Genomic DNA, 23,565 nt, shown 5'->3' on the forward strand with positions numbered 1-23,565 from the left:
TTCACACGGCGCCCTGGCGCTTGGCGGATGAACGGCAGATTATAGCGTGGCGGGACAGGCAAGCACGCGCCACGAACATAGGAAATGGCTTGAATGAATGATCGGATCCGCAACGGCTGGCCAACGCTTGCGATCATGCTGGGCGCCTCGGTATGGGGCTTCGTCTGGTACCCGTTGCGCTTGCTGGCCGCGCTCGGCGTCACCGGCACCGCGGCGAGCGCGCTGACGAGCGCCGCGGCCTGCGGCTTCGTGCTGATCGTGCGGCGCCGCGCGATTGCGACGATCCGCTGGCATTGGGTGCTGCCTGCGCTTGCGCTCGCGGCCGGCGTGACGAATCTCGGTTTCGTCTGGGGCACGATCCACGGCGAGGTCATGCGGGTGCTGCTGCTCTTCTATCTGACCCCCGCCTGGACCGCGCTGTTTGCCCATTTCATCCTGCACGAAAGGCTGACTTGGACGGGCGCCGCGCTCTCGGCGCTGTCGCTGATGGGTGCGATGCTGATGCTGTGGTCGCCGCAGCTCGGTCTGCCGCTGCCGGGCAATCTCGCCGAATGGGCGGGGCTCGCCGCAGGCATGAGCTTCGCGATGAGCAACGTGCTGATCCTCAAGGCGAGCCGCGTGCTGCCCGGCATGAAGCCGGAAATGCGCACGGCGACGATCTTCGGCGGCGCGGCGATCTTCAGCTCGGTCGCGTCGCTGTTCGAGGCGATGCCGGCGCCGCCCGCCGGCGCGCATTTGGGCGTCGCCGCGCTGCTCGTGCTTGGACTCGGGTTCGCGCTCGCATCGAACAATATGCTCGTCCAATACGGACTTGCCCGGGTACCGGCCAATCGCGCATCGATCATCATGCTGTTCGAGATCGTCGTGACGGCGCTGTCCGCGTGGCTGCTCGCGGGTGAAGTCCCGGGCGCGCGCGAATGGGCGGGCGGCGGGTGCATCGTGCTCGCATCGGTGCTATCGAGCTGGCTTCATCGCGCCAAACCGGTGGCCGGGAGCGACGCCGAACCGGGGTCCGGCGACGATTCCAAGCGTCAGGATGGGCAACGCGCGATGGTATGATTGCCACTGCTCGCGGGCCGCGCTTCGATTTCGGTTGAACGCGGCCCCAAATTTTAAGCGTCGCGGTTCGGTCCCGAGTTCTCGCCACTTTTCGCGACTACAACGGGTCAAGCGCCGCGATCTGTTTTCTTTTTCCCTTTTCAATCAGCGATATCGCCGTGCGTCTGACATCGATCAAACTCGCTGGCTTCAAGTCTTTCGTCGATCCCACGCATTTCCAGGTACCGGGCCAGCTTGTCGGCGTGGTCGGTCCCAATGGGTGCGGCAAGTCCAACATCATCGACGCGGTGCGCTGGGTGCTCGGCGAATCGCGCGCCTCCGAGCTGCGCGGCGAATCGATGCAGGACGTGATCTTCAATGGCTCGACCGCACGCAAACCGGGTAGCCGCGCGAGCGTCGAACTCGTATTCGACAACGCCGACGGCCGCGCCGCGGGCCAGTGGGGCCAATATGCGGAAATCGCCGTCAAGCGCGTGCTGACGCGCGACGGCACGTCGAGCTATTACATCAACAACCTGCCGGCGCGCCGCCGCGACATCCAGGATATTTTCCTCGGCACCGGCCTCGGGCCGCGTGCCTACGCGATCATCGGGCAGGGCATGATCGCGCGGATCATCGAGGCGAAGCCGGAAGAATTGCGCGTGTTTCTCGAGGAGGCCGCAGGCGTATCGAAGTACAAAGAGCGCCGCCGCGAGACCGAGAACCGCCTGCACGATACGCGCGAGAATCTGACGCGCGTCGAGGATATCGTCCGCGAGCTCGGCGCGAATCTCGAGAAGCTCGAAGCGCAAGCGATCGTCGCGACCAAGTTCAAGGAGCTGCAGGCCGACGGCGAGGAAAAACAGCGCCTCCTGTGGCTGTTGCGCAAGAACGAAGCGGCGGGCGAGCAGGAGAGGCAGCAGCGCGCGATCAGCGCCGCGCAGATCGACCTCGAAGCGCAGACCGCCAAGCTGCGCGAAGTCGAGGCGCAGCTCGAAACGCTGCGGGTGGCGCACTACTCGGCGAGCGACGCCATGCAGGGCGCGCAAGGCGCGCTTTACGAGGCGAATTCCGAAGTGAGCCGCCTCGAAGCCGAGATCAAGTTCATCGTCGAATCGCGCAACCGCGTGCAGGCGCAGATCGCCGCGCTCACCGCGCAGCGCGAGCAATGGCAGATGCAGGCCGAGAAGGCGCGCGGCGACATCGAGGACGCCGAGGAACAGCTCGCGATCGCCGAAGAAAAGGCGGTGCAGGCCGAAGACGAAGCGGCGGCCAAGCACGACGCGATGCCGGCGCTCGAAGCGCGCTGGCGCGACGCGCAGAACCAGCTCAATGACGAGCGCGGCGGAATCGCCCAGACCGAGCAGTCGCTCAAGCTCGAGGCGGCGCATCAACGCAATGCCGACCAGCAACTGCAGCAATTGCAGCAGCGCCATGAGCGCCTGAAAGCGGAAAAGGGCGGGCTCGACGCGCCGGACGAAGCACAGCTCGAAGAGCTGCGCATGCAGCTGGCTGAGCACGAAGAAATCCTGAACGACGCGCAAGCGCGCCTCGCCGACGCGCAGGAAACGCTGCCGCGGCTCGACGGCGAGCGCCGCGCGGCGCAGGAGCGCGTGCAGGCCGAAAGCGCGCAGATTCACCAGCTCGAAGCACGTCTTGCCGCACTCAAGCAACTGCAGGAGAACGTCCAGACCGAAGGCAAGATCCAGCCGTGGCTCGACAAGCACGAGCTCGGTTCGTTGCCGCGTCTGTGGAAGAAATTGCACGTCGAAGCGGGCTGGGAAACGGCGCTCGAATCCGTGCTGCGCGAGCGGCTTGCCGCGCTCGAAGTCTCCAATCTCGATTGGGTGAAGGCATTCGCGAGCGATGCGCCGCCCGCCAAGCTCGCCTTCTACGCTCCGCCCGCGGCGGGCGCGCCGCGCGAGGCGCCCGCGTCGCTGCGTCCGTTGCTGTCGCTCGTGCGCATCGACGAAGCCGGCATTCGCGCCGTCCTGAACGAATGGCTCGGCCAGGCATTCCTCGCCGACGATCTCGCGCAGGCGCTCGCGATGCGCTCGCAGCTGCCGGACGGCGCCATGTTCGTCGTGAAGGCGGGGCATCTCGTGACGCGCGTCGGCGTGCAGCTTTACGCGGCCGATTCCGAACAGGCGGGCATGCTGGCACGCCAGCAGGAAATCGAAAACCTGACGCGCCAAGTGCGCGCGCAGGGCTTGCTCGCCGACGAGGCGAGGGCGGCCGCGATCCGTGCGGAAGCGGCGCATACGCAGGCGTCGCAAGCGCTTGCCGATGTGCGCGGCGAAGCCGAGCGCGCCACGCAGCGCGTGCACGCGCTGCAGATGGACGTGCTCAAGCTCGCGCAGGCGCACGAGCGTTACATGCAGCGCAGCACGCAGATTCGCGAAGAGCTCGAAGAGATCGGCGCGCAGATCGAAGAACAGCGCGCCCAGCGGGCCGAATCGGAGGCGAATTTCGAGCGCTTCGACGGCCAGCTCGCCGAATTGCAAGCGCGCTTCGAAGACAATCAGCTGGCGTTCGAGGCGCTGGACGAAGAGCTGACTGTCGCACGCGGTCAGTCGCGCGATTTCGATCGCACCGCCACCGACGCGCGCTTTGCCGTGCGCAACATGGCGAATCGCATCGACGAATTGAAGCGCAGCATCCAGGTCGCGCACGAGCAGAGCGAGCGCGTTGCCGCCTCGCTCGAAGACGCGCGCGCGGAACTCGAAACCATCAACGAGCAAACCGCGCACACGGGTCTGCAGGACGCGCTGGAAATCCGTGCCGTGAAGGAAGAAGCGCTGCACGCAGCCCGCCTCGAACTCGACGATTTGACGGCGAAGCTGCGCCAAGCGGACGAAATGCGCCTGAGCGCGGAGCGCTCGCTTCAGCCGTTGCGCGACCGGATCAACGAGCTGCAACTGAAGGAGCAGGCCGCGCGCATCAACGGCGAGCAGTTCATCGAACAGCTGACGGCCGCCGGCGTCGACGAGGCGCAATTGCAGGCGAAGCTCACGCCGGACATGAAGCCATCGTACCTGCAGGGCGAAGTCACGCGCATCAACAACGCGATCACGGCGCTCGGACCGGTGAACATGGCGGCGCTCGAAGAGCTGGCCGCCGCGAGCGAACGCAAGACCTTCCTCGATGCGCAATCGGCCGACCTGACGAGCGCGATCGAAACGCTCGAGGACGCGATCCGCAAGATCGACCAGGAAACGCGCACGCTCTTGCAAGGCACGTTCGACGAAGTGAACCGCCATTTCGGCGAGCTGTTCCCACGCCTGTTCGGCGGCGGGCAGGCGAAGCTCATCATGACCGGCGACGAGATTCTCGACGCGGGCGTGCAGGTGATGGCGCAGCCGCCGGGCAAGAAGAACTCGACGATTCACCTGCTGTCAGGCGGGGAAAAGGCGCTGACCGCGACCGCGCTCGTGTTCGCGATGTTCCAGCTGAATCCGGCCCCGTTCTGCTTGCTCGACGAAGTGGACGCGCCGCTCGATGACGCCAACACCGAACGTTTCGCGAACCTTGTGCGTGCGATGTCGGACAAAACACAGTTCCTGTTCATTTCGCACAACAAGATCGCGATGGAGATGGCGCAGCAGTTGATCGGTGTGACAATGCAGGAGCAAGGTGTGTCCCGAATCGTGGCCGTCGACATGGAAACGGCCGCGGGCTTCGCACAGAATACGGTTTGAACCGCTTCACGCGGCGCTCGTCGCAGCGGCCCTTTGCCGCGCGAAATGTCGAGCGCTTGCGTGTCGCACATAAAGAATTGCTGATGGAGCGTGCATGGACGAGTTGACACTCGGGTTGATCGGCGCAGGGGCCGTGGTGGTAGGGGGCGTGGTCGTGTACAACGCGTGGCAGGGTGCGAAGGTGCGCCGCAGGATGCCGAGACCGATGCCGCCCGATGCCGCCGAGACGCTCGCGCGCCAGGATCACGAAGAAGAGCTGCCGTTCATCGAACCCGCGCGGCCGAGCGCACGCCGCGAGCCGTCGCTGTCGGATGCGCCGGAAGCCGCGAGCGCGGCGCGGGTCGAGCCGAGTTTCGGCGGCGTGGCGCCGCTCGATACCCCAGCCGATATCCAGGCCGAATCGACGATGCCGAACGGGTTTCCTGAAGAGGCGGCGGTCGAGCCCGCTGTCGCGGAGGAGCGCGAGGAGCCGATTCTGCCGGCTGCGACGACGATCTCGGCGGCTCCGCCGCACATCGTCGATCGCCGTATCGACTGCATCGTTCCGATCCGCCTGGGTGGTCCGCTCGCGGGCGAAAAGATTATTCCGCTTGCGCAGCGGTTGCGCCGCGCGGGCAGCAAGCCGGTGTATATCGAAGGCAAGTCCGAAGGCGGCAACGCTTGGGAGCTGCTGCAAAACGGCGTCCGCTATGAGGAGTTGCGCGCGGCCGCGCAATTGGCGAATCGCAGCGGCCCGTTGAACGAACTCGAGTTCTCGGAGTTCGTGTCGGGCGTGCAGCAATTCGCGGACGCGATCGACGGTGCGCCCGAATTCCCCGACATGCTCGAGACGGTGTCGATGGCACGCGAGCTCGACGCATTCGCTGCCCAATGCGATGCGCAGTTGTCGATCAACGTGCTGTCCGACGGCGCGCCGTGGTCGGCGAATTACGTGCAAGCGGTGGCGTCCCAGGACGGCCTCTTGCTCTCGCGTGACGGTACGCGCTTCGTGAAGCTCGATGCGAAGCAAAGCCCGGTGTTCATGCTGCAGTTCGGCGACACCAACTTTCTGCGCGATGACCTCACCTACAAGGGCGGGCAGATGATCACGCTGATCCTCGACGTGCCGGTCGCCGACGAAGACATCTTGCCGTTCAGGCTCATGTGCGACTACGCGAAGTCGCTGTCGGAGCGCATCGGCGCGCGGGTGGTCGACGATCAGCGGCGTCCGCTGCCGGAGGCCGCGCTGCTGGCGATCGAAAAGCAGCTCATGACCTTGTATGCGAAGCTCGAGGAAGCGGGGATTCCGGCCGGTTCGCCGGCTACGCGGCGACTGTTCAGCCAGTAAGCCAAGCGGGGTTCACCCTGTGTTCGTTACAGCGAGGCCCGTCGGAAGACGGGCTTTTCGTTTGTGCGCACGGATTTCGGGCGCAGTAGGCCCCCTCGCGTGCGCGGTCGCGCTCAATCCACTTCCTTTGGCCACGCGCCGCCTACGATCCACGCCTTGATGGCAGCCACAACCGCTTGATCCTGGCCATAAAAACCGTGGTGCCCCTTCGCCCCGCAAGGGTTGCCGCGCGCCATGCCGCCGTGCACCGTGATGAGGTCGTGTCCCGCCGCCAGTTGCTGGGCGGCATGATACGAGCAGAGGAAGCACGCATCGTCCTCATGATGGACGAACAACTGCCGAGGCCGGATCGCACCATAGTCGAATCCGGCGAGCGGTAACGCTTGCCCTCGCGACGGACTGCTCAACGTCGACGTGTGGACGACGGCATCCCATACATCGGGATACGCGCGTCCGACGAAGGCCGATGAAATCGTGCCGCGACTCGTACCGATCAGCACGAGCTTGGCGGAAGGGAACCGCTGGTGCAGATCCGCAGTGACCTTTGCGAGGTCCTGGGCATGGCGCGGCGATGCTCTGAACTCGTCGGAGTAGCCGCCCGGCTGATCGGACGGCGCGTCGACGATTGCGGTGGCGAAGCCATCGACGGCAAAAAGCGTACGCGCGCGCACGAGGAAATTGCCCTGTTCCAGCATATGGATCGCGCCGTCGGCGCTTTGCGACAACTGCATCTCGCCTTCGCCACCAGGGAACATCACGAGTATCCATTGCGGCGCGCTCGTGTCCTGTTGCGTCAGCAAATAAGAGAGCGTCGCGCCATCGGTCGCCGGCACGGAGATCACCTGCTCGCCCGCGAACGCGCGGTTGGCCAGCACGAGCGCCGCGCAGGTCACCAAGCAGGCCATGGCTCGAAGTCGCATGTCTTGCAAAAACAAGGGGAGTCGCCGCATCGGTTGCCTCCGGGTCTCGGACGCTGCGTGGCCGCCTGTGGGCCCGCCGCGCAGCGTGAAGTGGTCGTGGTGGCCGCAACAGTCGCATTGCGCCGAGCGACTGTCAATCGAGCGCGGTGTGCGTTAGTCGAACGGTCTATCCAAACGCCTTGCAGCGTGTGCGCCGGCTCGCGTTTATTGGCCATTTGGCCGATGCTACGGGGCACGCTTCCTGCGATAATCTGGGGTCTGATTTTTCTCCGAGATTGCGCCACAGCATGGCACGAACGACCGTTGAACCGTCCCCCGACAAGCCAGCAGAGCGCGCCGCGTGGCTGCGCACCGAGCTCGAACGCGCGAACCATGCGTACTACGTGCTCGACCAGCCGGATTTGCCCGACGCGGAATACGACCGGCTCTTCAAGGAGCTCGAGCAAATCGAGTCGGAGCACCCCGACCTGATCACGCCGGAGTCGCCGACGCAGCGCGTCGGCGGTCAGGCCGCGAGCGGTTTCGCGCCCGTTGTGCATGCGATGCCGATGCTGTCGCTGAACAACGGCTTCGCCGACGAAGACATCGTTGCGTTCGACAAACGTGTGTCGGACACGCTCGACAAATCGCCGGTGGACTACGCCTGCGAACTCAAGTTCGACGGCCTCGCGATCTCGCTGCGCTACGAGGACGGCCGTTTCGTGCAAGCCGCTACGCGCGGCGACGGCGCGACGGGCGAAGACGTCACGCAAAACATCCGCACGGTCCGCTCGATTCCGCTCAAGCTCAAGGGCGAACGCATTCCGCGCGTACTGGAGGTGCGTGGCGAAGTGCTGATGTTCAAGCGCGATTTCGAACGCTTGAACGCGCGCCAGCGGGAGGCGGAGCAGCGAGAGTTCGCGAACCCGCGCAACGCAGCGGCCGGCAGCCTGCGCCAGCTCGATCCGAAGATCACGGCGCAGCGGCCCTTGTCCTTTTTCGCGTACGGGATCGGCGTGCTCGAAGGCATGGAGATGCCGCCGACGCACAGCGAACTGCTCGATTGGTACAGCGAACTGGGCCTACCGGTTTGCGCGGAGCGCGCAGTCGTGCAAGGCGCACAGGGATTGCTCGAGTTTTTCGGCCACGTCGGCGAAAAGCGCGATGGGCTGCCGTACGACATCGATGGCGTCGTCTACAAAGTGAATCGCCGTGACGAGCAGGACGCGCTCGGCTTCGTCTCGCGCGCGCCGCGCTTTGCGCTTGCCCACAAGTTCCCGGCGCAGGAAGCGCTGACGAAGCTCCTCGCGATCGACGTGCAAGTCGGCCGAACCGGCGCGATCACGCCGGTCGCGCGCCTCGAACCGGTCTTCGTCGGCGGCGCGACGGTCACGAACGCGACGCTGCATAACGAAGACGAAGTGCGCCGCAAGGATATTCGAATCGGCGACACCGTCATCGTGCGGCGCGCGGGCGACGTGATTCCGGAAGTGGTCTCCGCCGTACTCGATCGGCGCCCGGATGACGCGCACGAATTCGTGATGCCGACCGAATGCCCGGTGTGCGGCTCGCGCATCGAGCGGCTGCCCGACGAAGCGATCGCGCGCTGCACGGGCGGCTTGTTCTGCCCGGCGCAGCGCAAGCAGGCGTTGTGGCACTTCGCGCAACGCCGAGCGCTCGATATCGACGGGCTTGGCGAGAAGATCATCGACCAGCTCGTCGAGCAGAATCTCGTGCGCACGCCCGCGGATCTCTTCAATCTCGGCTTCTCGACGCTCGCGGCGCTTGACCGCTTCGCGGACAAATCCGCGCAGAACCTGCTCGATTCGCTCGAGAAGGCCAAGAGCACGACACTCGCACGCTTCATCTACGCGCTCGGTATCCGGCACGTCGGCGAATCGACGGCCAAGGACCTCGCCAAATATTTCGGCTCGCTCGATCCGATCATGAGCGCGTCTGTCGAAGAACTGCTCGAGGTCAACGACGTCGGCCCGATCGTCGCCGAAGCGATCCATCAGTTCTTCGCGGAAGAGCACAACCGCACGGTCATCGAGCAGTTGCGAGCGGCCGGCAAGGTGACGTGGGCTGAAGGGCCGCCCGCGCCGAAAGCGCCGCAAGGCGTGCTCGCCGGCAAGACGATCGTGCTGACGGGCACCTTGCCCACGCTCGCGCGCGAGGAAGCCAAGGAAATGTTGGAGGCGGCGGGGGCGAAAGTCGCCGGCTCCGTTTCGAAGAAGACCGATTACGTGGTCGCGGGCGCGGAAGCCGGCAGCAAGCTCGCGAAGGCCGAGGAACTCGGCATCCCCGTGCTCGACGAAGATGGTATGCGCAAGCTCCTGGAGGGCCACACCCAATGATTCGCGAAATTCTCAGAATGGGCGATCCGCGCCTGTTGCAAATCGCTCAACCCGTCGACCATTTCGATACGCCCGAGCTGCATGTGCTCATCAAGGATATGTTCGACACGATGCACGACGCGAACGGAGCCGGTCTCGCCGCACCGCAGATCGGCGTCGATCTGCAGGTCGTGATCTTCGGCTTTGGGCACAACGAACGCTATCCTGATGCGCCGTCGGTGCCGGAAACGGTGCTCATCAATCCGACTATCACGCCGGTTTCGCAGGATATGGAGGAGGGCTGGGAAGGGTGCCTGTCGGTGCCGGGCATGCGCGGCGTGGTCAACCGTTTTTCGATGATTCGCTACCACGGCTTCGATCAGTACGGAGACCCGATCGATCGCGTTGCGGAAGGGTTTCATGCGCGTGTCGTGCAGCACGAGTGCGATCACTTGATCGGCAAGCTGTATCCGATGCGGATCACCGACTTCGCGAAGTTCGGCTTCACCGACGTCCTGTTCCCCGACCTCGATCCGAATAGCGACGACTAGCGAGCGCCGGCCGTCGAGCGATAAAAAAAGCCCGAATCGAATTCGATTCGGGCTTTTCTTTGTGCGCCGCGCGGATAAGTCCGCTCAGACCGCGCACGGGGCGAAGATCAGAACTCCTCGTCCGGCATCAGATAGCGCCACTGTCCCTGCGGCAGTTGACCCAGCGGAATCTGGCCCATCCGGATGCGCTTCAAGCCGACCACTTGCAGGCCGACCAATTCGCACATGCGGCGGATTTGGCGCTTCTTGCCTTCGCGCAGGACAAATCGCAACTGTTCGCCGTTTTGCCAACTGACTTTGGCGGGCCGCAGCGGAACGTCGTCGAGCGACAGGCCGTGCCGGAGCTTCGCCAGTAGTTCCGGCGGGAAGTGTTGATCGATGTCCGTCGTGCGCTCGCCGTAGCCCACGCGCACCAAGTACTCCTTTTCGATCGGCGAGTGGATGCCGATCAGATTCTTCGCGACGCGGCCGTCCTGCGTCAGCACCAGAAGGCCGGTCGAATCGATGTCGAGGCGTCCGGCCGGCGCGAGCTGGCGCAGATGGCTCGCGGAAAATTCGATGTTCGAGCGATCGCCGTCCCAATGGTTGGCTGGCGTGATCAGCGTGATGGCCGGCTGGTAGCCGTCTTCGGCCTGACCTGACACGTAGCCGACCGGCTTGTGCAACAAGATCGTCACCTGCTTGGCCTGGGCCGCACGCGCATTCGCGACGATCTCGATCTGCTGTCCCGCGTGGACCTTGGTGCCGAGTGTATCGATCCGCTGGCCGTCCACGAGGACCCAGCCCTTTTCGATCCATTCGTCCGCCTCTCGGCGCGAGCACAGGCCGAGTTCGGACATGCGCTTCGAGAGGCGCATCATGCCGGCTTCGTCGGCGTGGGATTCGGATTCCGTCCGTCTGCCCGCAGCGGGGCTGGGGTTGGCCGAGGGCTTGCGAGCGCGTGCGTCCGAGGCCGGTTTGCGGCCGTGCGTATCGTCCTCGCGCGCCGGGCGCCCGGCGTATTGGCGAGCGCTCGGGCGGGTGTCCTGGCGGGTGTCCGACCCGGCGCGGTTCGCGCGCTCGCGCGGCGGGCCGTCGCGGCGTGCGTTGCGCTCGCCGACCGGCCGCTTGGAGGCGGTCTCGGACGCGCGATCGTCGCGCTCGACGAATGAGCGCTTGATCGGGCTGCCGACCTTGAGGCCGCCGCGCGGGGAATCCCCGGCCGGGCGGCCTGCGCCGCCTTGGCGGGGTTTATCCGACGTGCGGCCCTCGCCGTAACCGCCGCGTGTCCGTTCGGACGTATCGCGGCGCGCTCCGGCTGGTCGTTCGGACGCTGCGTAGCCGCGATCGCGTTCCCCACCCGCGCGCGCCGGGCGCTTGGCAGGTGCGCGCTCATCGCGTCTATCGCCGCGCGTTTCACCGTCGCGCTTCCATTCTCCGCGCGCACCCGCCGGTCCCGCTGGCCGTTTGGCATCGGCGGGCGCCGCGTCGCGTCGCGCCGGGCGTTCGGTATAGGAGCGCTTGCCGGTCTCCGCTCCAGCGCGCGCCGGGCGCTCGGTATAGGGGCGCTTGCCGGTCTCCGCTCCAGCGCGCGCCGGGCGCTCCGTATATGAACGCTGGCCGGTTTCCGCTCCAGCCCGCACCGGCTTGCCGGAGCGCGCCGTGCCGCCGTCTTTCTTCATAGCTCCGGCCGCCGCACCTCGCTTGGCGGGCGACTGCGACGTCCGTGCCTCGCTGGCGGTCCTGCCGCTGGTCCTGCCTGAGCCGCCGGCAGGACCGGAAGCCGACGCGCGCGCCGGCCCGGCCGGCCGATCGGTCTTCGCCGCCTCCGTGCGAGCCGGCCGCACGGGCTTGCGTGCCGACGCGCTGCCGGAACGGACGGGGGCGCGTTCCGGCGCTGCCGGTCGCGGATGCTTGGCTGTCAATTTGGCGCGCATAAACTCTCTCAACAAAAGACTGGACCGCTTCGCGCCTCCCCGACGACGTCGACGGGATAGGGCGCGAAGCGGCGAATACGGGGGCTGTTAGACCGCGATCGCGCGCAGCAGCTCGGTTTCGACCTGGATTTGCAGACGGTTGTCCGACAGGCCGCGTCCGTCGAGCAGGAACACGTCCTCGACGCGTTCGCCGAGCGTATTGATCCGCGCCGCATGGACGCCGACCCGGTGCTCGGCCAGCACGCGCGCGATCGAATAAAGAAGGCCCGGCCGGTCGTTGGCCGACACGGACAGGATGTAGTACTGGCCGCGCTCGTCGGCCCGCAGGTCGACGCGCGGCGTGACGGGAAACGTGCGCGACAGCCGTGAAAGACGCCCCTTCGAAGGCTCGGGCAAGAGCGCCTCGACCGCGAGCCGAGCCGCGAGTTGCTGCTCGACGAGATTGGCGATGTCGCGATAGTGCACGTCGTCTTCGGTGTGCGCGACGATGAAGTTGTCGAGCGCATAGCCGTGGCGCGTCGTGCTGACGCGCGCATCGAGCACCGAGAGCCCGTTTCTGTCGAAATAGGCGCAGATGCCCGCGAACAGGTCGGAGCGGTCCTTCACGTAGACGAGCACCTGCAGCGCTTCGCCAATCGGCGACGGGCGCGCCCGCACGATGGCCGTCTCCGTGCGCACGTGGCGATACAGCACGCGCGTCTGCCATGCGATGTCGGCGGCGTCGTGGCGCAGGAAATAGCCGACGTCGAGCTGGTCCCACAGCGCGAGATGCGCGTTCTCGGGCACGGTTTCGAGCCGCAGCAGCGCGAGCGCTTCCTCTTGCCGCTGCTTGAGTTCCGAGTGGGCGTCGGGGCGTGCGCCGCCGAGCACGGCGAGCGTCGCGCGGTACAGGTCCTCGAGTAGCTTGCCTTTCCAGTTGTTCCAGACTTTCGGGCTGGTGCCGCGGATATCGGCGACCGTCAGGAGGTAGAGCGCGGTGAGGCGGCGCTCGGTGCCGACCAGCTCGGCGAACTGCTTGATGACTTCGGGGTCGCTCGTATCCTGCTTCTGCGCGACCTGGCTCATCGTCAAATGATGCTGGACCAGCCACACGACGAGCTCGCCATCGTCGCCCGTGATGCCGTGGTCGCGGCAGAAGCGCCGCGCGTCCGCCATGCCGAGCGTCGAGTGGTCGCCGCCGCGGCCCTTCGCGATGTCGTGGAACAAGGCCGCGACGTACAGCACCCACGGGCGCTCGAAGTTCGCGATGAGCTGGCTGCAGAACGGATACTCGTGCGCGTGCTCGGCGATGGCGAAGCGGCGCAGATTGCGCAGCACCATCAGGATGTGCTGGTCGACCGTGTAGACGTGGTAGAGGTCGTGCTGCATCTGCCCGACGATGCGCCGGAAGTTGAGCAGGTACCGCCCGAGCACGCTCGTCTGGTTCATGAGCCGCATCGCATGCGTGATGCCGTGCGGCTGCTTGAGTATCTCCATGAACAGGCGCCGGTTTTCCGGATCGCGGCGCCAATGCTGGTTCATGATGTCGCGCGCGTTGTAGAGCGCGCGCAGCGTTCGCGCCGAAAGGCCCTTGATGCCCGGCGTCGCTTCGAACAGCAGGAACGCTTCGAGAATCGCGTTCGGCGAGCGTTCGAACACGTCGTCGCTGCCGATTTCGATCATCCCTTGCTTCTCGACGAAACGGTCCGACAGCACGCGCGTAATGCCGCTCGTCTTCGGGAAGAGCTGCGCCTCGATGTTCTGGATCAGGATCGTCGCGAGCTGCGTGACGGCCTTGGCGGCCCAGTAGTAGCGGCGCATCAGCTGTTCGCTCGCGCGCTTGGTCTGCGTCGCCTTGAGGCCGAAGCTCTCGGCGGCCGGGGTCTGCAGATCGAACAGCAGAATGTCCTGACGGCGCCCGGCGATCACGTGCAGACGAGCGCGCAGCGCCTTGAGGAAGCCTTCGTTGCGACGCAGTTCGCGCGCTTCGCGATCGGTGATGAGGCCGCGCGCGTCGAGCTCCTTCCAACTGCTGCCGAAGCCCGCCGCACGCGTGATCCACAGGATCAGCTGCAAGTCGCGCAAGCCGCCCGGGCTTTCCTTGACGTTGGGTTCGAGGCTGTACGGCGAGTCTTGAAACTTCGCGTGCCGCTGACGCAGTTCGAGCATCTTCGCCTGGAAGAATGCGCGCGGATCGAGCGTCTCGTTGTAGCGCAGCGTGAAGGAGTCGAAAAGCGCCGTGCTGCCGACGATCCTCCGCGCTTCAAGCAGCGACGTGCGTACCGTGACGTCGTTCGACGCTTCTTCGATGCACTGTGCGACCGTGCGCACGCTGCTGCCGAGTTCGAGCCCGAGGTCCCAGGCCATGCCGATGAAGCGCTCGATGCACGCCTCGATATGCGGCGGCGCTTCTTCGGGCAGGAGGACGAGGATGTCGACGTCCGAAAACGGCGCGAGCTCGCCGCGGCCATAGCCGCCGACCGCGAGAAGCGCGAGCGTCGCGGGCAGCTCGCACGCTTCCCAGGCGCCGCGCAGGGCGTCGTCGGTGGTGCGGGCGAGCGAGCGCATCAGCGAATCGACGTTGGCCGAGGTCTTGAAGCGCTCCAGCAGTTCGGATTTGACCACTTTGTAGTCCGCTTTGAGCGACAGGGCGTGGGGAAGGGCGGCAGCGGGAGCGCTCATGGGCGGCGTGTCGGCGTGATAGGGTGCAGTGGGCTCGTTGGCGTTGGACGAAGAAGCAGGGCTGGCTCGGCCGCTGACTTACGCGGCTACCGCGATCTGCGGCTTGGCGGGCGTGCCTGCCGACACCGTCAGCACTTCATGGCCGGATTCGGTGACGAGCACTGTGTGCTCCCATTGCGCGGAAAGGCTGCGGTCGCGCGTCTTGACGGTCCATTGGTCGGGCATCGTGCGGATTTCGCGGCGCCCGGCGTTGATCATGGGCTCGATCGTGAAGATCATGCCGGCCTGCAATTCCAGGCCGGTACCGGGGCGTCCGTAGTGCAGGATTTGCGGATCTTCGTGGAACACGGTGCCGATGCCGTGGCCGCAATACTCGCGCACGACGCTGTAGCCCTGCGCTTCCGCATGCCGCTGGATCGCGTTGCCGATGTCGCCGAGGAACGCGCCCGGGCGCACCTGCTCGATGCCGAGCCACATGCATTCGTAGGTAGTCTGCACGAGGCGCTTGGCGAGGATCGAGCCTTCGCCCACGATGAACATCCGGCTCGTGTCGCCGAAGTAGCCGTTCTTGATGACGGTGATGTCGATATTGAGCGCGTCGCCGTTCTTGACGATCTTGTCGCCGGGGATGCCGTGGCAGATGACGTCGTTGACCGAAATGCAGGTCGCCTTCGGGTACGGCGGGTAGCCGGGCGGCTGGTAGTTGAGCGGCGCCGGCACGGTGCCTTGCACGTCGAGCATGTAGTTGTGGCACAGGCGGTCGAGCTCGCCCGTCGTGACGCCCGCCTTGACGAACGGCGTGATGTAGTCGAGCACTTCGCTGGCGAGGCGGCAGGCCACGCGCATTTCGGCGATATCGTGTTCGTTTTTGAGGGTAATAGCCATGAGTCCGGGTCTTAAATGCGTTAATTACGCGATTATCGCACCATATTAGGCCCGTCGCTGGCCTTTAGAAGCTGTGCGCAAAGCTCGGTGAGCCCTGACGCGCCCCGGTTCTGCTCGGATTCGGTCAATGCTCGGCAGATCCGGCCGACGCGCCAAAGCAAATCGCGGCTTGAGAGGGGTAACACGCGCGTGCTATACTCTTTGGCTAAGTCGCTATCGGGCTTGTGATTATTTCCCTCGGTCTTTCGGATGACGCGGGGAATATGGGGTGGTAGCAAAAGTGCAAATGCGGCAATTGCGCGACCCCATGCAAAGCTTGTGGCGGCTTGATCGTGGTGCGCCTCGTGGGGTTTTTGGCCCTCCAGCGCGCATCCATTCGCAAGCCGGCGCACCCAGGGTGTCGCCCGTATCAAGCGTCCGCCGATCCAGGCGGTGCGGTGCGGCCGATACAGCAGCCGGCTTAAGACCCAACCCTCGCGGAGATTTTCATGGCAGTTACCATGCGTCAAATGCTGGAAGCCGGTGTCCACTTCGGTCACCAAACGCGCTTCTGGAACCCCAAGATGGCCCCGTTCATCTTCGGTCATCGCAACAAGATTCACATCATCAACCTCGAAAAGACGCTGCCGATGTACAACGACGCGCTGAAGTACGTGCGTCAACTGGCAGCGAACCGCGGTACGGTCCTGTTCGTCGGCACGAAGCGTCAATCGCGCGACACGATCGCCGAGGAAGCGCAACGCGCCGGCATGCCGTTCGTCAACGCGCGCTGGCTCGGCGGCATGCTGACCAACTTCAAGACGCTGAAGGTTTCGATCAAGCGCCTGAAGGACATGGAAGCGGCCGTGGAAGCGGGCGAACTCGAACGCATGAGCAAGAAGGAAGCGCTCCTGTTCGAACGCGAAATCGCCAAGCTGCAAAAGTCGATCGGCGGCGTGAAGGACATGGGCGGCATTCCTGACGCGATCTTCGTCGTTGACGTCGGCTATCACAAGATTGCTGTTACCGAAGCGAACAAGCTCGGCGTGCCGGTCATCGCCGTGGTCGACACGAACCACTCGCCGGAAGGCATCGACTACGTGATCCCGGGCAACGACGACGCGAGCAAGGCCGTTGCGCTCTACGCGCAAGGCGTGGCTGACGCGATCCTCGAAGGTCGTGCAAACGCAGTGAACGAAGTGGTCCAGGCTGTGCGCGGTAACGACGGCGACGAGTTCGTCGAGGTCAACGGGGAAGCGTAAAGCTGCCCCGCGGCCGGCAAAAAAGGGGGCTCTCCATAGGCCCCCTTTTTTTAAGTTTCGGCCGGCCCAAAGCGGTGAGTGCGTCTAAATCGACGCATGCCGGAAACAAATTCCTGCCGCGCGCGTCGAAAGCGCGTCGGCGTGTGACAGACAAGACTCAAGGAGCTGATGATGGCGGCAATTACCGCAAGCATGGTTGCAGAACTGCGCGCGAAGACCGACGCGCCGATGATGGAATGCAAGAAGGCGCTGACGGAAGCCGACGGCGACATGGCGCGCGCTGAAGAGCTGCTGCGCGTGAAGCTCGGCAACAAGGCGAGCAAGGCAGCGTCGCGCGTGACGGCTGAAGGCGTCGTCGCTTCGTTCATCGGCGGCAACGCTGGCGCGGTTGTCGAGCTGAACTGCGAAACCGACTTCGTCGCGAAGAACGACGATTTCCTCGCGTTCGCGAAGACCGTGGCCGAACTCATCGCCACGCAGAACCCGGCCGACGTGGCCGCGCTGTCGGCGCTGCCGCTCGAAGGCTCGACGGTCGACGCCGTGCGCCTCGCGCTGGTCGGCAAGATTGGTGAAAACCTGTCGATCCGCCGTTTCGAGCGCTTCGAAACGTCGAACAAGGTCGCTGCTTACCTGCACGGCACGCGCATCGGCGTGCTCGTCGAGTACACGGGCGCGGACGAGCAAGTCGGCAAGGACGTCGCCATGCACATCGCCGCGATGAAGCCGGTCTCGCTGTCGTCCGACGACGTGCCGGCCGAGCTGATCGCCAAGGAGCGCAGCATCGCCGAGCAGAAGGCCGCCGAATCGGGTAAGCCCGCTGAAATCATCGCGAAGATGGTCGAAGGCAGTGTGCAAAAGTACCTGAAGGAAGTGTCGCTGCTGAACCAGCCGTTCGTGAAGAACGACAAGCAGACGATCGAGCAGATGCTGAAGGCCGCCGGTACGACGGTCCAGAAGTTCGCACTGTTCGTCGTCGGCGAAGGCATCGAGAAGCGTCAAGACGACTTCGCCGCCGAAGTGGCCGCGCAAGTTGCCGCAGCGAAGCAGTCGTAAGCACGAGCAGTACGTTGTATCCGCGGCGGGTGAAAACATCCGCCGCGGCCGGGAAGCGCCGCCGGGCTTGGCGGGTCAGCTCGATTGACACCCGCCTGGCAGTCGCCGAGCCCGCCGCACAACGGCGGTTCGGTGAATTTGGCGGCGCTTGCCCGAACCAGCATTTCACCCCTACAGTTCTACGTTGTTGTCATCCTCTTCGGCGCGATCGGATACCTCTATGCCCACTGCCTATAAACGCGTTCTTCTCAAACTCTCCGGCGAAGCTCTGATGGGCGACGATGCCTTCGGCATCAATCGCGCGACGATCGAAAGAATGGTGGCAGACGTTGCGGAAGTCGTCCGGCTGGGCACCCAGCTCGCGGTCGTGATCGGCGGCGGCAACATCTTCCGTGGCGTGGCGGGCGGCGCGGCCGGCATGGACCGCGCGACGGCCGATTACATGGGGATGCTCGCGACGATGATGAACGCGCTCGCATTGCAGGACGCGATGCGCCACGCCGGGATCGAGGCGCGCGTGCAATCGGCGCTGCGCATGGACCAGGTGGTGGAGCCGTACATCCGTCCGCGCGCCATCCGCCAGCTCGAAGAGGGCAAGGTCGTGATCTTCGCGGCCGGCACGGGCAACCCGTTCTTCACGACCGATACGGCCGCCGCGCTGCGCGGCTCGGAAATCGGCGCGGAAGTCGTGCTGAAGGCGACCAAAGTCGACGGCGTATACTCCGCAGACCCGAAGAAAGATCCTACGGCCACGCGCTATTCGACGATCAGCTTCGATGAGGCGATCGGCCGCAATCTGCAGGTGATGGACGCGACGGCCTTTGCGCTGTGCCGCGACCAGAAGCTGCCGATCCGCGTGTTTTCGATCGTCAAGCCCGGCGCGCTCAAGCGTATCGTTCAAGGTGAGGACGAGGGCACGCTCGTCCACGTGTAAACTCTCGCAGGACGCGGTTTGCGCTGCGGGTTGCGGCGGGGTGCCGCTCCTCGCGGGCGGACCTGCACTGTTATGAAGGTTCGGAGGTTTAAATGAGTGTGGCAGATATCAAAAAAGGCGCCGAGCAGAAGATGCAGCGCTCGATCGACGCGTTCAAGAACGATCTGGCGAAAATCCGCACGGGCCGCGCGCATACCGGCTTGCTCGACCATATTCAGGTCGACTACTACGGCTCGGCCGTGCCCATCTCGCAGGTGGCCAACCTGACCCTCGTCGACGCGCGCACGATCGGTGTCCAGCCGTGGGAAAAGAAGATGGTTGCGGTCGTCGAAAAGGCGATTCGCGAGTCCGACCTGGGCCTGAACCCGGCGACGCAAGGCGACCTGATCCGCGTGCCGATGCCCGCGCTGACCGAAGAGCGCCGCAAGGAGCTGACCAAGGTCGTCAAGAGCGAAGGCGAAACCGCGAAGGTGGCCGTGCGCAATCTGCGCCGCGATGCGAACGAGCAGCTCAAGAAACTCGTCAAAGATAAAGAGATTTCGGAAGACGACGAGCGCCGCGCCGGCGACGATGTGCAAAAGCTCACCGATAAGCACGTCGCTGAAATCGACAAGCTCGTCCAAAGCAAGGAAGCCGAGATCATGACGGTTTGAGGCCGTCAGGTCTCAGGCTTTCAGTCTCACTTCTTTTTTGCAGTCACAGTCCCAGCGGCCATGACCTATACCAGTTCTACCGTTCGCGTGCCTGACGTCGCGGCCGTGCCGCGACACATCGCGATCATCATGGACGGCAACGGCCGTTGGGCGACGCAGCGGCGCTTGCCGCGCGTGGCGGGCCACTCGCGCGGCGTCGATGCGGTGCGCGCATCTGTCGAAGCCTGCGCGCGCGCGGGCGTCGAATATCTGACCCTGTTCGCCTTCAGCTCCGAAAACTGGCGCCGTCCGAACGAGGAAGTCTCATTCCTGATGCGCCTTTTCGTGACGGCGCTCGAGCGCGAAGTCGGCAAGCTGCATGCGAATGGCATCCGTCTGCGCGTGGTCGGCGACCTCTCGCAGTTCGATGCCCGCATTCAAGACCTGATCCGGCGCGCGGAAACGAAGACGGCGCGCAATACCCGTCTCACGCTTACGATCGCCGCGAACTACGGCGGCCGCTGGGACATTCTCCAGGCCGCGAAACGTCTCGCCGAGCAATCGGCGCAGACGGGCCAGGTAGCCGAAGTCAACGAGGAGACGTTCGCCCAGCACCTGGCGATGGCCTATGCGCCGGAGCCCGATCTCTTCATCCGCACCGGCGGCGAGACGCGCATCAGCAACTTTCTGCTCTGGCAGCTCGCCTACACCGAGTTCTATTTCACCGAGACCTTCTGGCCTGACTTCGACGCGAACGCGCTTTCCGACGCGATCGCCTCGTATGCGCGGCGCGAGCGCCGCTTCGGCCGCACCAGCGCCCAACTCGAACCGCAATCGCAGAACGCCGATTCGCTTCCATGCTAAAAACCCGTGTTATCACGGCGATCGTCCTGCTGGCAGTCTTCTTGCCCGTGACGCTGTTCGCGCCGGTCGGCGCGTTCGGCGCGCTGATCGCGTTCGTGCTCGTCTTTGCCGCTTGGGAATGGGCACGCCTGCTCAAGCTGAATGGCGCCGGCCCGGTCATCTATGCGCTGGTAGCGGCTGTGGCGCTGGTGGCGAGCACGAAGCTCGGCGTCGGGGTCAAGCCGCCTCGGCCGCTCTTTCAGGCTGCGGCCGTATTCTGGGTGCTGGCGGGGCCGTTCGTGCTGATGCGCAAGCCCGTGCTCGCCCATGGCGCCTGGCGCCTGTTCCTGTTCCTGGCGGGGATCATCGTGTTCGTCGCGTGCTGGCACGCCCTCGTGGCGGCGCGCATCGAAGGGGTGCCGTTTGTTTTGTCCCTGTTATTAGTGGTATGGCTCGCCGACATCGGCGCATACTTTGCGGGTAAGGCATTCGGAAAGCATAAGCTGGCGCCCGCCATCAGTCCGGGTAAAACCTGGGAAGGCGCCGCGGGCGGCTGGCTGGCGGTGATCGTCGTCGCGGGCGTGGCCGTCGCCACCCAGGCGCTCGCGCCTACGCTGTATTCCGATTTGGTGACGCGCCTTGGCACCCCGCGCGCGTTTGTCGCTTTGACGCTGCTGGTTGCGTTCAGCGTGGTCGGCGATTTGTTCGAATCGATGATGAAGCGCCAAGCCGGCGTGAAGGACTCGAGCGGTCTGCTGCCGGGCCACGGTGGCGTTCTCGACCGCATTGACGCGTTGTTGCCGGTGTTGCCGCTTGCGATGCTGCTGCTCGGCTAGAGAAAGAGATATGAAAAAACGTCTGACACTGCTCGGTTCCACGGGCTCGATTGGCGAGAGCACGCTCGACGTCGTCGCGCGCCATCCCGACCGTTTCTCGGTCTATGCGCTGACCGCGCATCGCAATGGCGACAAGCTCGTCGCGCAATGCCTGCGTTTTCAACCGGAAGTGGCGGTGGTCGGCGATGCCGAGACGGCTGCGAGCGTTGCCGCGCAGTTGCGCGATGCCGGTTGCAAGACCGAAGTCGCGTACGGCCCGCAAGCGCTTGTCGACGCATCGAACAGCGCGCAGTGCGACACGGTGGTCGCGGCGATCGTCGGTGCTGCCGGCCTGGCGCCCACGCTGGCCGCGGCGCGCGCCGGCAAGCGCATCCTGCTCGCGAACAAGGAAGCGCTCGTGATGTCGGGCGCGATCTTTATGGACGACGTGCGCGACCATCACGCGACGCTGCTTCCCGTCGACAGCGAGCACAACGCGATTTTCCAATGCCTGCCGAGCGAAGTCTCGGCGCACGGCGGTGTCTCGAAGATCATCCTGACGGCGTCGGGCGGACCGTTTCGCACGCGCGAACCGTCCACGCTCGTCGACGTCACGCCCGACGAAGCCTGCAAGCATCCGAACTGGGTCATGGGCCGCAAGATCTCGGTCGATTCGGCGACGATGATGAACAAGGGGCTCGAAGTCATCGAAGCGCATTGGCTCTTCAATCTGCCCGGCGAGCGTATCGAAGTGCTGATCCATCCGCAAAGCGTGATTCATTCGCTCGTGTCGTACGTCGACGGCTCGGTGCTCGCGCAGCTCGGCAATCCCGACATGCGTACGCCGATCGCGCACGCGCTCGCGTTCCCCGAGCGCGTCGATTCGGGCGTCGCACAGCTCGACCTCGTGCAGGTCGCATCGCTCAGTTTCGAGAAGCCCGACTACGCGCGTTTCCCGTGCCTCGCACTCGCCATGAAGTCGCTGGCGGAAGGCGGCGTCGCGAGTGCGGCGCTCAATGCGGCGAACGAAGTCGCGGTCGACGCATTCCTGTCGCGCAAGATCGGTTTCATGGCGATTGCGCAGACCGTGGACGCGGTGCTGAACGCGCTGCCGAACCGCACCCCAAGCGGCCTCGACGACGTGCTGGAAGCGGACGCCGCGGCGCGCCGCGCGGCCACGGCTTTCATCGAAAGCCATCTCGCCGGCGCGCGCCGGATGGACCGCACGGTCCAGTGAGACGGATATGAAGCGGCTCGGTGCCTATTGACATGAACTTGCTGATCGAAATCGCGTCGTTCATCGTGGCGATTGGCGTTCTCGTCGTCGTGCACGAGTACGGGCACTATCGCATCGCGCGGTTGTGCGGCGTGAAGGTGCTGCGCTTTTCGATCGGTTTTGGCAAGCCGCTCTGGCAACGCGTCAGCAAGAAGACCGGTACCGAATGGACGATCGCCGCGTTGCCGCTTGGCGGCTATGTGAAGATGCTCGACGAGCGCGATCCCGGGCCGGGCATCGCCGCGGCGGACTTGCCGTATGCCTTTAACCGGCAGTCAGTGGGCAAGCGCATCGCGATCGTGCTAGCAGGGCCGGTGGCGAACTTCCTGCTGGCGATCGCCCTGTTTTCCGCCGTGTTCGCAACCGGCATCACCGAGCCGGCGGCGATCGTCGCGGCTCCGCCCGCGGGAAGCGTCGCGGCGAAGGCCGGCTTCGACGGCGGCGAAACCGTGCTGGCGATCCGCAACGAACGCGGCAGCGATGCGGAGACCGTGCGTTCGTGGTCCGATTTGCGCTGGAAGCTGCTCGATGCGGCGTTCGATCATCGCCGCGTGGTGCTGCGTGCGAAGAACGTCCAAGGCACGTTCGATTATCAAGTCGACCTGCGCGACATCTCGGACAAGCAAGTCGACGACGACTTCATGTCGAAGCTCGGTTTCGAGCCGGGCGGCGGTACGTTGATGGTTGCTGGCGTCGAGCCGGGCAGCGCCGCGCAGCGCGCCGGACTGCAGCCCGGCGACACGCTGCGGGAAATGAACGGTAAGCGCGTGGACAGCGCGACCGCGTTTATCGATTTCATCAAGTCGCACGCCGGCCGGACGGTTGCGCTGGAGATCGAGCGCGGCGGTTCGTCGGCAGTCGCGGCAAATGGGGCAGCGAGCGGAGCAGCAAGCGGTGTGGCGACTGGCGCGGCAGGTCCGCTGCAAACGCTCACGATCGTGCCCGAGATGCGGCGCGACCCCGATACGGGCGCCGACATCGGCCGCATCGGCGCGGCGCTCGCGACGCAAGTGCCGAGCGTCGACGTCCGTTACGGCCCGATCGAAAGCCTCCAACTGGGCGTGCGGCGCACGTGGGACATCTCGCTGTACTCACTGCGGATGTTCGGCCGGATGATCACCGGCGAGGCGTCGCTCAAGAATTTGTCCGGTCCCGTGACGATTGCCGACTACGCCGGCAAGAGCGCGCGACTCGGATTGACGCCGTTTTTGTCGTTTCTCGCGCTCGTCAGTATCAGTCTCGGTGTGCTGAACTTGTTACCGATTCCGGTATTGGACGGGGGGCATCTGTTATATTATTTGGTTGAAGCCGCGACCGGCAAAGCGGTATCGGAACGTTGGCAGCTTGTTCTGCAGAGGGCCGGGCTCGTCTGCATCGTCGCATTGTCGGCGATTGCGCTTTTCAACGATCTGGCTCGGTTAATCCATTTTTAAATTGTCGAGCGGCTCACTTAAGGGCAC

The 23,565-nt window shown here is 65.0% G+C and carries 17 protein-coding genes; 13 read left to right on the forward strand and 4 right to left on the reverse strand.

The features are described 5' to 3' along the window. Positions 1 to 93 precede the first annotated feature (93 nt). The 3 genes from AAHK20_RS02265 to AAHK20_RS02275 all read left to right on the forward strand — a co-directional run bounded on the left by AAHK20_RS02265 (position 94) and on the right by AAHK20_RS02275 (position 6,063). Positions 94 to 1,059 (forward strand): DMT family transporter, encoded by a 966-nt coding sequence (locus AAHK20_RS02265; RefSeq protein ID WP_449179793.1) that lies wholly within the window; start codon positions 94 to 96, stop codon positions 1,057 to 1,059. A 158-nt stretch (positions 1,060 to 1,217) separates the two neighbouring features. Further along, complete coding sequence (gene smc, locus AAHK20_RS02270; RefSeq protein WP_449179794.1) at positions 1,218 to 4,736, forward strand: chromosome segregation protein SMC; 3,519 nt, start codon at positions 1,218 to 1,220, stop codon at positions 4,734 to 4,736. A 94-nt stretch (positions 4,737 to 4,830) separates the two neighbouring features. Continuing rightward, positions 4,831 to 6,063 carry a cell division protein ZipA C-terminal FtsZ-binding domain-containing protein gene (locus AAHK20_RS02275; protein ID WP_449179795.1) on the forward strand — a complete coding sequence of 411 codons (1,233 nt, stop codon included), beginning with the start codon at positions 4,831 to 4,833 and terminating at the stop codon, positions 6,061 to 6,063. Between the two features lie 113 nt (positions 6,064 to 6,176). On the opposite strand, the gene AAHK20_RS02280 is transcribed toward AAHK20_RS02275, so the two are convergent. Then, positions 6,177 to 6,968: an alpha/beta fold hydrolase gene (locus AAHK20_RS02280; RefSeq protein WP_449179796.1), complete on the reverse strand. Its 792-nt coding sequence runs from the start codon at positions 6,966 to 6,968 to the stop codon at positions 6,177 to 6,179. Between the two features lie 302 nt (positions 6,969 to 7,270). Between AAHK20_RS02280 and ligA the strand changes: the two genes are divergently transcribed. Continuing rightward, positions 7,271 to 9,319, forward strand: a complete 2,049-nt coding sequence (ligA, locus tag AAHK20_RS02285) for an NAD-dependent DNA ligase LigA (RefSeq protein WP_449179797.1) — start codon at positions 7,271 to 7,273, stop codon at positions 9,317 to 9,319. Continuing rightward, on the forward strand, positions 9,316 to 9,849 hold the full coding sequence (def, locus tag AAHK20_RS02290) for a peptide deformylase (protein WP_449179798.1): 534 nt from the start codon (positions 9,316 to 9,318) through the stop codon (positions 9,847 to 9,849). The genes ligA and def overlap by 4 nt, the downstream gene beginning before the upstream one ends. 107 nt (positions 9,850 to 9,956) lie before the next feature. Here the strand turns inward: def and AAHK20_RS02295 are convergent, their stop codons facing one another. The 3 genes from AAHK20_RS02295 to map form a co-directional block, all read right to left on the reverse strand. Continuing rightward, positions 9,957 to 11,510: a pseudouridine synthase gene (locus tag AAHK20_RS02295; RefSeq protein WP_449179799.1), complete on the reverse strand. Its 1,554-nt coding sequence runs from the start codon at positions 11,508 to 11,510 to the stop codon at positions 9,957 to 9,959. Positions 11,511 to 11,852: 342 nt separating this feature from the next. Continuing rightward, the gene (locus tag AAHK20_RS02300; RefSeq protein WP_449179800.1) at positions 11,853 to 14,426 is read right to left on the reverse strand and encodes a [protein-PII] uridylyltransferase; all 2,574 of its coding nucleotides are present in this window, start codon (positions 14,424 to 14,426) and stop codon (positions 11,853 to 11,855) included. A 78-nt stretch (positions 14,427 to 14,504) separates the two neighbouring features. Continuing rightward, positions 14,505 to 15,311 (reverse strand): type I methionyl aminopeptidase, encoded by an 807-nt coding sequence (gene map, locus AAHK20_RS02305; protein WP_449179801.1) that lies wholly within the window; start codon positions 15,309 to 15,311, stop codon positions 14,505 to 14,507. A 488-nt stretch (positions 15,312 to 15,799) separates the two neighbouring features. On the opposite strand from map, the gene rpsB reads away from it, so the two are divergent. The 8 genes from rpsB to rseP all read left to right on the forward strand — a co-directional run bounded on the left by rpsB (position 15,800) and on the right by rseP (position 23,538). Further along, complete coding sequence (rpsB, locus tag AAHK20_RS02310) at positions 15,800 to 16,552, forward strand: 30S ribosomal protein S2 (protein WP_449179802.1); 753 nt, start codon at positions 15,800 to 15,802, stop codon at positions 16,550 to 16,552. 171 nt (positions 16,553 to 16,723) lie between these two features. Beyond that, complete coding sequence (tsf, locus tag AAHK20_RS02315; protein WP_449179803.1) at positions 16,724 to 17,605, forward strand: translation elongation factor Ts; 882 nt, start codon at positions 16,724 to 16,726, stop codon at positions 17,603 to 17,605. A 220-nt stretch (positions 17,606 to 17,825) separates the two neighbouring features. Beyond that, the gene (gene pyrH / locus AAHK20_RS02320) at positions 17,826 to 18,539 is read left to right on the forward strand and encodes a UMP kinase (protein ID WP_137332150.1); all 714 of its coding nucleotides are present in this window, start codon (positions 17,826 to 17,828) and stop codon (positions 18,537 to 18,539) included. Between the two features lie 92 nt (positions 18,540 to 18,631). Beyond that, a complete protein-coding gene (frr, locus tag AAHK20_RS02325) occupies positions 18,632 to 19,192 on the forward strand; it encodes a ribosome recycling factor (RefSeq protein ID WP_449179804.1) in 561 nt (186 codons plus the stop codon). Positions 19,193 to 19,252: 60 nt separating this feature from the next. Next, on the forward strand, positions 19,253 to 20,035 hold the full coding sequence (gene uppS, locus AAHK20_RS02330; protein ID WP_449179805.1) for an undecaprenyl pyrophosphate synthase: 783 nt from the start codon (positions 19,253 to 19,255) through the stop codon (positions 20,033 to 20,035). Next, the gene (locus tag AAHK20_RS02335; protein WP_449179806.1) at positions 20,029 to 20,850 is read left to right on the forward strand and encodes a phosphatidate cytidylyltransferase; all 822 of its coding nucleotides are present in this window, start codon (positions 20,029 to 20,031) and stop codon (positions 20,848 to 20,850) included. The genes uppS and AAHK20_RS02335 overlap by 7 nt, the downstream gene beginning before the upstream one ends. Before the next feature lie 10 nt (positions 20,851 to 20,860). Beyond that, positions 20,861 to 22,066, forward strand: coding sequence for a 1-deoxy-D-xylulose-5-phosphate reductoisomerase (locus AAHK20_RS02340; protein ID WP_449179807.1), 1,206 nt, complete (start codon positions 20,861 to 20,863; stop codon positions 22,064 to 22,066). 32 nt (positions 22,067 to 22,098) lie between these two features. After that, on the forward strand, positions 22,099 to 23,538 hold the full coding sequence (gene rseP / locus AAHK20_RS02345) for an RIP metalloprotease RseP (RefSeq protein ID WP_449179808.1): 1,440 nt from the start codon (positions 22,099 to 22,101) through the stop codon (positions 23,536 to 23,538). Positions 23,539 to 23,565: the final 27 nt, after the last annotated feature.

This window comes from Trinickia camelliae (assembly GCF_053525655.1).